Origin of the sequence: Pseudomonas ceruminis (genome assembly GCF_021602025.1) — a bacterium.
Taxonomy (GTDB): domain Bacteria; phylum Pseudomonadota; class Gammaproteobacteria; order Pseudomonadales; family Pseudomonadaceae; genus Aquipseudomonas; species Aquipseudomonas ceruminis.
Map to the genome: position 1 here is coordinate 52,038 of NZ_BQHW01000022.1, position 11,380 is coordinate 63,417.

8 protein-coding genes are annotated in these 11,380 nt (G+C 62.4%); 3 read left to right on the plus strand and 5 right to left on the minus strand.

Annotation, left to right across the window (positions count from 1 at the left end; all coding sequences use genetic code 11):
• Positions 1–173 precede the first annotated feature (173 nt).
• Positions 174–2,222, minus strand: a complete 2,049-nt coding sequence (locus L6D80_RS22245; protein ID WP_054899419.1) for a TonB-dependent receptor — start codon at positions 2,220–2,222, stop codon at positions 174–176.
• Positions 2,223–2,391: 169 nt separating this feature from the next.
• Between L6D80_RS22245 and L6D80_RS22250 the strand changes: the two genes are divergently transcribed.
• Entirely contained in the window at positions 2,392–2,613 is a 222-nt protein-coding gene (locus L6D80_RS22250; RefSeq protein WP_023378991.1) for a VF530 family protein, read from the plus strand.
• A gap of 1 nt (position 2,614) precedes the next feature.
• Entirely contained in the window at positions 2,615–3,256 is a 642-nt protein-coding gene (locus L6D80_RS22255; protein ID WP_176515259.1) for a Pr6Pr family membrane protein, read from the plus strand.
• Positions 3,257–3,312: 56 nt separating this feature from the next.
• On the opposite strand, the gene L6D80_RS22260 is transcribed toward L6D80_RS22255, so the two are convergent.
• The 3 genes from L6D80_RS22260 to L6D80_RS22270 form a co-directional block, all read right to left on the minus strand.
• Positions 3,313–4,071 carry a siderophore-interacting protein gene (locus L6D80_RS22260; protein WP_054899421.1) on the minus strand — a complete coding sequence of 253 codons (759 nt, stop codon included), beginning with the start codon at positions 4,069–4,071 and terminating at the stop codon, positions 3,313–3,315.
• Entirely contained in the window at positions 4,064–4,609 is a 546-nt protein-coding gene (locus L6D80_RS22265) for a PadR family transcriptional regulator (RefSeq protein ID WP_054899422.1), read from the minus strand. The genes L6D80_RS22260 and L6D80_RS22265 overlap by 8 nt, the downstream gene beginning before the upstream one ends.
• Before the next feature lie 88 nt (positions 4,610–4,697).
• A complete protein-coding gene (locus L6D80_RS22270) occupies positions 4,698–7,835 on the minus strand; it encodes a transglycosylase domain-containing protein (RefSeq protein WP_054899423.1) in 3,138 nt (1,045 codons plus the stop codon).
• Positions 7,836–8,224: 389 nt separating this feature from the next.
• Between L6D80_RS22270 and L6D80_RS22275 the strand changes: the two genes are divergently transcribed.
• Positions 8,225–9,643 (plus strand): amino acid permease, encoded by a 1,419-nt coding sequence (locus tag L6D80_RS22275; RefSeq protein WP_176515257.1) that lies wholly within the window; start codon positions 8,225–8,227, stop codon positions 9,641–9,643.
• A gap of 39 nt (positions 9,644–9,682) precedes the next feature.
• Here L6D80_RS22275 and L6D80_RS22280 read toward each other — a convergent pair whose 3' ends face one another.
• Positions 9,683–11,302: an FMN-binding glutamate synthase family protein gene (locus L6D80_RS22280; RefSeq protein ID WP_054899425.1), complete on the minus strand. Its 1,620-nt coding sequence runs from the start codon at positions 11,300–11,302 to the stop codon at positions 9,683–9,685.
• Positions 11,303–11,380 lie beyond the last annotated feature (78 nt).

An 11,380-nucleotide genomic window follows, 5' to 3' on the forward strand; every position in this document is an offset into this window, starting at 1 on the left:
GGGGAGGATATAGGGGAAGTTGTAAGAAAAAAAGACAAATTGTCGCAGTTGATTATTACAGGGGTGGTAACAGTCGCGTGGGTGCAGGGCCAACCCGCCCCCCAGGTTCACTGCTGCAGCCGTAACGCCAGCGTGCCTGTGGGAGCGGGTCGGCCCGCGAAGGGGCACTGCGATCAGAAGGACGTACGCAAGCCGACCTCCACACTACGCCCTGGCGCCGGTGCGATATCACGCAGAATCGAGCTGGCATAGCGCACCGTCTGGTCCGTCAGGTTCTCCCCGCGCACGAACGCAAGCCACTGGCTTTCGCCGATATCGAAGCGATAGCCGACGCTCGCCCCGAGCGTGGTGTAGCCATCGGTGCTGGACTCGTTGTCCGGTTTGCGATGCTGCGAAGCGGCATGTTGCACATCGACCCGTGCCTGCCAGCGGTCCAGTTCCCAGACCAGGCCGCTGTTCAGGCGCAGTGGCGCGATGCGTGGCAATGGCTCGCCGCTGTCCAGATTCTTGGCGCGGGTGTAGTCGCCGGACAGCTCCAGGGCGAAGCTGCCGTATTGGTTCTCCAGCAGTTTCCACCGGTCCTGGGCCTCAATACCGTAGAAGCGTGCCCGCACGCCCTGGTACTGGTACTCGGGGAAACCACCGTCATCATGATCATGATCGTGGTCGTGATCATCGCCATCGTGGTCGTGGTCATGCCCTTCGCGCAGGTTGCCCGTGCCGATCAAACCGATGTAGTTGCGAAAGTGGCTGTAGAACACGCCCACACTGCCCTTGTGGGTGCCGTTATCGAAGCGCAGGGCCAGGTCGCTGGAGATGGCCTTTTCCTTGTTCAGGCTTGGGTCGCCGACTTCAAACGCCCCGGTGGCAACGTGGGCACCGTTGGCATACAGCTCGTAGAAGGTTGGCGCGCGTTCGGTGTAGCCAAGGTTGGCAGCCAGCGACCAGATCGGATCGAGCTGGTACACCGCCCCCGAGGACAGGCTGAAGGCGTTGAAACTGCTGGCGCTGTCGGCGCCGATGAAGTTCTCGTTGCCCTTGGCATCGGGGTCGACGCGGGTATGTTCCAGGCGTGCGCCCAGGCTCAGGTTGAGGCGCTGAGTGGCTTGCCACTGCTCGAGCATGAACAGCGCCAGGCTGTCGGTATCGGTGTGCGGGACGAAGGCCTCTTCACCCAATGCCGAGAACTCGTTGCGGCTGACCTGGGCGCCAACCACACCTTCCAGCGGGCCGAGCGGTTGATGGCGGGCCTCGATGCGCGCTTCGTAGCCTTTGTTCTTGAAGGTGGTATGCACCTCGCCTTCTTCGATTTCGCTGTGCTGGTAGTCGGTGTAGCCCGCATCGACCTTGACCGAGCTGAACGGGCCGTCCAGGTCACGCAGTTCGGAGGCGAAGGCGTAGTGGTCCTGTTTCATGTCCAGGCGTACACCGGGCTCGGCGACCGAACCGTAGTTGCTGTCGTAGCGGCTGTAGGAAAGGCCTGCATAGCCGTGATCCCAGTGGTAGGAACCGCCTACTGCGCCACCGTCCTGGCGCCCGTCGCTGTTCTCCAGGCGGTGCTTGCTACCAGGCTCGTCGGCGTCGCGCACATTTGCGCTGCGGGCGTAGCCGGGGATACGCAGGTCGTTGAACTGGCGGCTGTTGGCGTCCAGGTGCAGGGCGAACGTACCGTCGCCGGCTTCCAGCTTACCTGCGCTGCTGCGGGTGGTGTCGGCGCCGCCGTAGCGCAACTCCCCGGCACCGTGGATGCCCTCGATAGGGGAGTCGGGGATACGGTTGTCGAACGTGTTGACCACGCCACCGATCGCATTGCCGCCGTACAGCAACGCGGCGGGGCCACGGACGATTTCGACGCGTTCGACGGTGACCGGGTCCAGGGGCACCGCGTGGTCGTAAGACAGCGACGAGGCATCCAAGGCGCCGACGCCGTTTCGCAAGATTCGAATGCGATCGCCGTCCAGGCCGCGGATCACGGGGCGGCTGGCACCGGGGCCGAACCAGGTGGAGGCCACTCCGGGCTGTTTGTTGAGGGTTTCGCCCAGGCTGCCGTGCTGTTGTTGCAGCAGCTTGTCACCTTCGAGCACGGTGCTCGGGGCGGCCAGTTGGCTGTTGCCCAGTGGGTTGGCTGTGATGACCTGGGGTTCGAGTTCCACGGCCTGGCTGGGCGATGACGCCAGCCAAAGGGCGATGGCAAGAGGGGAGAGGCGTAGCGGGCTGTGCATGGGGCTGTGACGTTCCTTGGCAGATGCTTTTGTGTTGTTACAATATAACATCACTATTTCAGCACAGAGGTTTCGCCGTTTGCCAGCAGTTTTTGTAATCGGATCAGCTGTGCCCCTTGGCCACTACACTCGTGTAAGGTGCGCATCTTTTTCAACGCGGAGCACTGGCATGAGCACGGCCCAACACAACGCGCTGCACGGCAAGACCCTCGAACAGATCCTTACCGAGCTGGTGGCGCACTACCAATGGCAGGGCCTGGCCGAGCGCGTTGATGTGCGCTGCTTCAAAAGCAACCCGAGCATCAAGTCGAGCCTGACCTTCCTGCGCAAGACCCCCTGGGCGCGTGAGAAGGTCGAGCAGCTGTACGTGAAACTGCAGCGACAGGCCTGAAATGGCGCGTCATCCCTGGCTGACGTTGCTTGCTGTGCTGGGCTGGCTGGGCCTGACGGTGCAGGTTTACCTGGTGCTGGTGGCGCGTTGGCAGGAACAGGCCAGCCTGATTGGCGGCCTGATCAATGTGTTCGGGTACTTCACAGTACTGACCAATACCTTGGTAGCGACGGTGCTGAGCTATGCGGCTTTCGGGCGTGAGTCAGGCGCCAGGCGGTTTTTCCTGTCACCCTCGGTGAGCTCTGCAGTAGCCGCCAGTATCGTCCTGGTGGCGCTGGCCTACAGCGTGCTGCTGCGGCATCTGTGGCACCCCGAAGGGTGGCAATGGCTGGCGGACGAACTGCTGCACGATGTGATGCCTGTGCTGTACGTCCTGTACTGGTGGTTCGAAGTGCCCAAAGGCCGCTTGCGGCTTTGGCACTTGGCCCTGTGGGCGCTGTATCCAGCGGTGTATTTCGGCTATGCGCTGTGGCGGGGGAGTGAAATTGGCGTGTATCCCTACCCGTTCATCGATGTGGCAAACCTGGGGTATGGGCAGGTCATGCTCAATGCACTGGGCGTGCTGGGAGGGTTCTGGCTCATAGCGCTGGTGTTGTTGTGGCTGGATCACTGGCGCGGGCGGACATTGCACGGCGTGGCTTAGCCGTATCCGCCCTTTTTGCGGGCCAGCGCTTGCACAAGGGCGGGGCTGTAGGCTGTTTACGCGTCGTCTGCGGTCCCATCCGCTCGCCAGTAGGCTGCGGCCTTGAGCGCCTCTTCGGAAACGCCTTTTTCCAGCAACAGCGCCTTTGCCTGGCGGGTCAGTGATTTTTCCAGGGCCACCCAGCTGTACAGCTTGCCGCCGGGCAGGGGCAACCCCTTGAGCAACGTCAACAGATCTTCCTCTCGCTTGACCCAGATGACGTCCACCTGCGCCTTGCTCTGCAAGGGCTGGCGCTCCTGCTCATCCTCGATCTGGACCACCGCCAGCACCTGACGGCCGGCCGGCAGTTCCTCAAGGCGCCGGCCGATGGCAGGGAGGGCGGTTTCGTCACCGATCAGCAGATAACTGTCGAAGATATCCGGCACCACCAGCGAGGCACGCGGCCCGGCAATGTTCAGCGTTTGCCCCGGTGCCGCCTGGGCGGCCCAGGTCGACGCAGGACCGTCGCCATGCAGAACGAAATCGATGTCCAGTTCGTTGGTCACCAGGTCGATTCGCCGTGGCGTGTACTCGCGCATGGTGGGGCGGGCACCGCCATCGCGGCCCAGGTTGCGGGCGTCGATGGCCTGCTGTTGCTCGGCAGTTTCGGCGAACAGCAACTTGATGTGGTCATCGCTGCCCAGGCTGGTGAAACCCTCCAGCTCCGGCCCACCGAGAGTGATGCGGCGCATGCGCGGGGTAAGGTCGGCCACCCGCAGGACCTGCAGGCGACGTTGGCGGATCTCGTGGTTGACGCGGTGAATGGTGTCACTCATGGGGGATCTCCCTGACAGGGTCGGCCGGCCCGGAGGCGATGGCCTTGGCAGTGTCGTTGAGCAGCGTGCGGACCCGCTCGATTTCCTCTGGGGTCCAGCGGCCGCTGTGCATATGCAGGGCATGGCGCAGGTTGCCGACGGCTTCATGGATTTCTGGCGGGCGGTCGTGGCCACGCAGGGCGCGCTTGCTGACTTCGATGCGCATGCGTACGCCATCCAGGGCCACGGCCTGTTCGGCCAGGGCGCTGCGGCCTGTGGCGGTGATGGCGTACAGGCGTTTGCTGCCCACGGCCTGGCCACTGATCAGCTCAGCTTCCTCCAGGAAATTAAGGGTGGGGTAAATGACCCCAGGGCTCGGCGTGTAGCTTCCCTCGAACAGGTTTTCGATCTGGCGGATCAGGTCGTAGCCGTGGCCAGGCTGCTCGGCCAGCAGGGCCAGCATCAGCAGCTTCAGATCGCCCGGGGCGAATACCCGCGGGCCGCGCTCACCCCGGCCGGGGCGGCGTTCGAAAAGATCATGGGCGGAATGTTCGCGCATGTAGATTGGCTCCATCTGTTTCGATATATCGCAAGATATTACTCAAGATATATCTAAAGACAAAACCAAAAATGCGGATGATTATCATCTATATGTTCGATGAGTCACCTGAACGCATCGCCACCTGCGGTGGTTTGCATTCGTTCGGGTTGCCCGGTTCAAGGTACGGCATGAGGATCGGAGCCATGCCCTTGAGCACCTGCACCGGTAGGGCCGAGGTGAACTTGAAGGCCTCCGCCGAGCGCCCTGGGACGAAGGCGGTCAACGTGCCGAAGTGGTTGTCCCCGAGGAAGAACACGAACGTCGCGGTGCGGTTCAGCGAGCGTGAGCCGATCAGCCGGCCACCGGCACCGAAGCTCTCGATGCGGTTGTCACCCGTGCCGGTCTTGCCGCCCATCACCAATGGGGTGCCATCATGCAGCTTGAAGCTGCCGGAGATACGCCGCGCGGTCCCGGCATCCACCACTTGCGACATCGCACCCTTGAGTGCCCTGGCCACTTCCACCGGGAGAATCCGCTGGCCCCGGTCGGGGTCGCTGTTCAGTTTGGTTTCGTAGGGGGTATCGGAGGCAAAGTGCAGGGTGTCGATGCGCAGGGTCGGCAGGCGCACACCGTCGTTCTGGATGATACCGACCAGTTCGGAAAGCGCCGCCGGGCGGTCGCCGGAGCTGCCAATGGCAGTCGCCAGCGACGGTACCAGGTGATCGAACGGGTAACCGACACGTTTCCAGCGCTGATGAATGTCCAGGAAGGCTTCGATCTCGACCATGGTACGGATGCGGCTGTCACGGGCGCCCTGGTGGCGGCTTTTGAACAGCCAGCCATAGACTTCCTGACGCTCGAACCGGCTGGCGTTGATCATTTCGGTCAGCGTGGCACTCGGGTGCTTGAGCAGGTAGCCAAGCAACCAGAGGTCCAATGGGTGGACCTTGGCGATGTACCCCTGGTCAGGCAGGTCGTACTTGCCCGGGCCGTAGGCCTCGTACATCTCCACCAGGCGGCCGTCGGTGAGTTTGCCCAGGGCGACTTTGTCGCCCTTGCTGTGCGCACGGACAAAGGCGTTGAACGTTTCCTGGCCAGCCTCGGGGAACAGGTACCGGTGCACTGCCGCCAGGCGCTGCGGGGTGACACGCATGCTGTCGAGGAACGTATCCAGGCGCTGCTGCGAGGTCTTGCGCTGGTATTTCTTCCAGAAGCGCATCAGGTAGTTCGAACCTTCCTTGTCGGCAAAGCGAGCGAGGTACTCCTGGCGGCGCGGGTCTGTGTCGTCCTTGAGCAGCGGTACCCGGTTGAACGGTTGCTGGTAGGTCACATAGCGCACCAGGTCGCGCATCAGGCGGATGAACGGCAGGTTGATCGATTCGCGCAGGGCTTCCTTGAGGGTCGGGTTGCGGCTGTTGTCTTCCTTGCGGAAGTTGTTGAACACGTGCATGCCGCCACCCGTGAAGAAGGCTTCACCGGTGTTGGCCGAGTATTTGCGTTCCAGCGCCGCATCGAGCATGGCGTCCAGACTCTGGTTCTTGCTGTTCTGTGCCAGCCACTCGAGTGACCACTGGGTGATGCGGTCAAGTTCGGCGACGTCGACCTTCTTCAGCTCGGCAGCGGGTTTGCCGGCGTACTTGTCATGCAGCTCGGCGATGATCTCCAGGTAGGTGGTGAGCACCCGCAGCTTGGCGGTCGAGCCCAGCTCGAGCTTGCTGCCCTCGTTGATGTCAAAGGGCTGGTCGGTACTGTCGGTCTGCACCCGCACTCGCGAGCCGTCGGCGGTGCGCTCGAACAGGGTGAAGCTGTAGCGCACCTGATCGGTGGTCTTGGCGGTCAGCAGGCGCTCGCCGATCAAGCCGATCTGGGCGGCAAAACCGGGGTCGGAGAGGTTCTTCAAGTACTGGCTGACCTGCATCTGAAGGTCTGCCTGCAATGTGCTGGTGGCCGAGAGGTCGAGGCGGTCCAGGTCATACAGTGGGCGGTTGAGCATGGCCGCCAGGCGATTGCGCGCCAGGCTGATGCCCTTGTTGGTGATGATTGGCACGATGGTGGGTTGTGCCACCCAGTCGCGGTAGACCGCTTTGCTGGCCAGTGCAGCCTCGGCCAGTGAGCGGTCGATGATACCGTTGGCGGCCAGTACGCGAATGTGCGAATCGGTGAGCTCGGCCAGCTCGACCCGGCCCTTGGACAAATAATGCGAGGGGCGGCGCTGGGCGATCATCAGCGACAGGACCTGGCGCAAGGCCAGGCCACGTGCGGCCAGGCTATCGGGGTCGGTCGCGGTGGCGTTGAGGGCCTGGTTGACCTGGCTGAAGTCGGCGCCGTACCACACGCGCAGGCCTTCGGCCATGCCGTGTACCTCGCCATGGCCTGGCACCGCTGACAGCGGCACGCTGTTGAGGTAGTCACGCACGATGCGCTGGCGGGCTTCGGTGGTATCCGGGCCGCCCTGGTAGGCGCGCACGCTGGCCGAAATCATCTGGCGGATCTTCTCGGCGCCGGACACCGTCAGGCCATCGGGGGAGTGGCGGTATTTTTCCAGCTGAGTGGCCAGGGTACTTCCGCCCGCTGACTGGCCAGGCAGGGCCAGGTACTTGGCAATCTGGCTATAGGCCGCCTTGGCGAAGCGTGGCCAATCCACCGCCGGGTTGTTCTTCGGGTCCTTGGGATCAAGCAGGTCGCGGTTTTCGATGAATAGCAGGCTGTTGACCATCACCGGTGGAATGGCCGCAAAGTCTGGATACAGATGTTGCGGGTAGTTGTACTGGTACAACGTCTCGCCGCGGCAATCGGTGATCGACAAGCCGGCCTGGATTTTCTCGATATAGGGGACAAACAACCCATGGTCGACATAACTCATCAAGGCTGGCGAAAACCTCACCTGCTCGCTGATCAGGTAGTCGCGCTTGAGCAGGCGTGGCAGAAACTCGCCCAGTGCGCTGTAGCCCAAGCGTTTGTCGAAGGGGCCTTCGCCGGGGTAAACGATGGCGTCGCTGGGGCCTGGCTGCAAGGAATAGGTGAGGGTGGTGGCCAGCTTGCTGAATTCGCGCGACTGCACGTCGGAGGTGCGAAATTCTTCATAGGCGGCATAGCCGATGACAGCGATCGCCACCAGTACGATCAGCAAGATCAGCCGCCACCAAAGCCGAAGCTGGCGTGGGGACTTTGGCTGCGGCGTCTCGGCCAGAGGCGTTTCGGGTGCTTCCATTCTGGTTGGTTCCGATTGCCACAATGCGCCCATAGTCTTCTATCCGGCCAGGTAATTTCGTCTTGCTTGTCTGAAGCTTAGACGTTGACGGGGAGAGGTGAAAAATTTGTAGGAAGTGTGAAAAACCGCAGTCGGATATGCGGCTTTGGTGTGGGTTTCATCCGGTGTCGATGTTGTTAGGGTGGCTTGCCGGCGATAGGGTTCGCGGCAGGTCCAGAAAACTTGCTGAATTTTCCTGTTTATATAGCGAAAACCCCTGCGGTCGGCTTCCTATACTGCTCGGCCCTTCGCCCCTGCCGGCCGCTCTATTCCGGCATACGGGCCGGCCCACAAGGCCGGCCTGGCAAGCCAACGCCACGCCTATCGGCATGGCCGGAGCTGCACGAAGGTAAAATCCAATAACAAAATGAGGTTGTATTGCTATGCCAGTTGGCAACCACTCTGCCCATGGCGAGGCCACCCAAGGCGGCCCGCTCAAGCGTGAACTGGGCGAACGGCACATCCGTCTGATGGCGCTGGGCGCCTGCATCGGTGTCGGCCTGTTCCTCGGTTCGGCCAAAGCCATTGAAATGGCCGGCCCCGCGATCATGCTTTCCTACATCATCGGCGGCCTGGCGATCCTGGTGATCATGCGTGCCCTCGGCGAAATGGCCGTGCACAACCCTGTGGCGGGCTCGTTCAGCCGCTATGCCCAAGACTACCTTGGCCCCCTGGCGGGCTTTCTGACGGGCTGGAACTACTGGTTCCTGTGGCTGGTGACCTGCGTCGCTGAAATCACCGCCGTGGCCATCTATATGGGCATCTGGTTCCCCGATGTACCGCGTTGGATCTGGGCCCTGGCGGCGCTGGGCAGCATGGGCGCGGTCAACCTGATCGCGGTGAAGGCGTTTGGCGAGTTCGAATTCTGGTTCGCCCTGATCAAGATCGTCACCATCATCGCCATGGTGCTGGGCGGCATCGGCATCATTGCGTTCGGCTTCGGCAACGACGGTGTTGCAGTCGGCATCTCCAACCTGTGGAGCAACGGCGGCTTCATGCCCAACGGCGTTACCGGTGTGCTGATGTCGTTGCAGATGGTGATGTTCGCCTACCTGGGCGTTGAAATGATCGGCCTTACCGCCGGTGAAGCACGCAATCCGCAGAAAACCATCTCTCAGGCCATCGGTTCGGTGTTCTGGCGCATCTTGCTGTTCTATGTGGGCGCACTGTTCGTGATCCTGTCGATCTACCCGTGGAACGAAATCGGCAGCCAGGGCAGTCCGTTCGTCATGACCTTCGAGCGCCTAGGCATCAAGACGGCTGCTGGCATCATCAATTTCGTGGTCATCACGGCGGCACTGTCATCCTGCAACGGCGGCATCTTCAGCACCGGGCGCATGCTCTATAGCCTGGCGCAGAATGGCCAGGCGCCGGCCGTGTTCGCCCGTACCTCGAAAAGCGGCGTGCCGCGCAACGCGCTGCTGCTGTCCATCGGTGCCCTGCTGCTGGGCGTGCTGGCCAACTACCTGGTACCGGAAAAGGTGTTCGTCTGGGTGACCTCGATCGCGACCTTCGGCGCAATCTGGACCTGGGTGATGATCCTGCTGGCCCAGCTTAAGTTCCGCGCCGGGCTGTCCACGGCCGAGCGCAAGGCCCTGAAATACCGCATGTGGTTGTGGCCGCTGAGCTCCTACCTGGCATTGGCGTTTCTGGTACTGGTGGTAGGGTTGATGGCGTACTTCGAGGATACTCGGGTTGCCCTGTACATCGGCCCGGCGTTCCTGGTGTTGCTGACGGCGTTGTACTACACCTTGCGCCTGGCACCGAAACAAGAGCAGGCGCTGGCCAGCAGCGCCTCGTGATATGAACTGCCCGGGGCCGCTCAGCGGCCCCAGGCATCGTCAGGCCGCGACCTCACTGTTAGGCTCGAAGCTGTCAGCCCGGGCCAACTGCCACATCCGTGAATAGAACTGCCCATCCACCTCACCGGTGAGCAACTCCCCCGGTTTGAGGAACACATGCATCTGCGAAAACAGCTTGATCTCGGTGGCTGAGACGCGCCTCACCAAGTGCTTGGCCTCCAACTGCGCCGGATGTTCCAGGCCTGCCGCCGCAAGCATTTCGGCCAAGGCCCGCAAGGTGTTGTGGTGGAAGTTCAGCACCCGCTGGGCCTTGTCCGGTACCACCAGTGCACGCTGGCGCAAGGGGTCTTGAGTCGCTACGCCGGTCGGGCATTTGTTGGTATGGCAGCTCTGCGACTGGATGCAGCCGATGGCGAACATGAAACCGCGTGCCGAGTTGGCCCAGTCGGCACCAATGGCCAGCACGCTGGCGATGTCGAAGGCGCTGACGATCTTGCCGCTGGCGCCTAGCTTGATCTTGTCGCGTAGATTCAGGCCGACCAAGGTGTTGTGCACGAACAACAGGCCTTCACGCAGCGGCACACCGATGTGGTCTGTGAACTCCACCGGCGCAGCCCCGGTGCCACCTTCCTTGCCGTCGACAACGATGAAGTCGGGCAAGATACCGGTCTCCAGCATGGCCTTGGCAATGCCCATGAACTCCCACGGGTGGCCCAGGCAGAACTTGAAACCCACCGGCTTGCCGCCGGACAACTCACGCAGCTGGGCGATGAACTGCATCATCTCGATGGGCGTGGAGAACGCCGTGTGGCGTGACGGCGAGATGCAGTCCTCGCCCATGAGCACGCCACGGGTTTCGGCAATCTCCTGGGTCACCTTGTGCTTGGGCAGGATGCCGCCGTGGCCCGGCTTGGCACCCTGGCTCATCTTGATCTCGATCATCCGCACTTGTGGGCTGCGCGCCTGGGCGGCGAAGCGCTCGGGGTCGAAGCGGCCATCGGCGGTGCGGCAACCGAAGTAGCCACTGCCCAGTTCCCAGACCAGGTCGCCGCCGTGCTCGCGGTGGTAGGGGCTGATGCTGCCTTCGCCGGTGTCATGGTGGAAATTGCCCAACTTGGCACCCTGGTTGAGCGCGCGGATGGCATTGGCGCTGAGCGAGCCGAAGCTCATGGCAGAGATATTGAAAATCGACGCCGAGTAGGGTTGGCTGCACTGCGGCCCACCGATGATGATCCGGAAGCTTGCCGGGTCGGCCAGCGGTGCCGGGCGCATGGAGTGGCCAATGAATTCGAACCCGGACTCATACACATCGATCAGGGTGCCGAAGGGTTTGTCAGAGGCTTCGTTCTTGGCCCGTGCATACACCAGCGAACGCTGAGCGCGCGAGAAAGGCAGGGCGTCGCTGTCGGCCTCCAGCAGGTATTGGCGGATTTCCGGGCGAATGCCTTCGACCAGGTAGCGGATGTTGCCAAGGATCGGGTAGTTGCGGCGCACTGCATGGCGCTGCTGCAGCAGGTCGAACAGGCCAATCAGGCTGAGCACCGCTGTTGCCAGGGTGAATGGCCACAGCCATTCGTGGTGGAGGAACGGCAGGCTCGCCAGGGTGAACAGGACACAGGCGGCGAAGAAGGCGTAGCGACTGAGAAGTGACAGGCTCATACGGGGTCCTTACGATGGCGCGGTCAGGCTCAGGGGCCTGGGGCAAACCCCGACCATAGCCCGGTTGCGCGCCCCTGA

Coding starts and splice junctions, on each gene's coding strand:
- L6D80_RS22255 (WP_176515259.1), top strand. CDS start 2,615: ATGGCGCGTCATCCCTGGCTGACGTTGCTTGCTGTGCTGGGCTGGCTG.
- L6D80_RS22265 (WP_054899422.1), bottom strand. CDS start 4,609: ATGCGCGAACATTCCGCCCATGATCTTTTCGAACGCCGCCCCGGCCGG.
- L6D80_RS22260 (WP_054899421.1), bottom strand. CDS start 4,071: ATGAGTGACACCATTCACCGCGTCAACCACGAGATCCGCCAACGTCGC.
- L6D80_RS22275 (WP_176515257.1), top strand. CDS start 8,225: ATGCCAGTTGGCAACCACTCTGCCCATGGCGAGGCCACCCAAGGCGGC.
- L6D80_RS22280 (WP_054899425.1), bottom strand. CDS start 11,302: ATGAGCCTGTCACTTCTCAGTCGCTACGCCTTCTTCGCCGCCTGTGTC.
- L6D80_RS22250 (WP_023378991.1), top strand. CDS start 2,392: ATGAGCACGGCCCAACACAACGCGCTGCACGGCAAGACCCTCGAACAG.
- L6D80_RS22270 (WP_054899423.1), bottom strand. CDS start 7,835: ATGGGCGCATTGTGGCAATCGGAACCAACCAGAATGGAAGCACCCGAA.
- L6D80_RS22245 (WP_054899419.1), bottom strand. CDS start 2,222: ATGCACAGCCCGCTACGCCTCTCCCCTCTTGCCATCGCCCTTTGGCTG.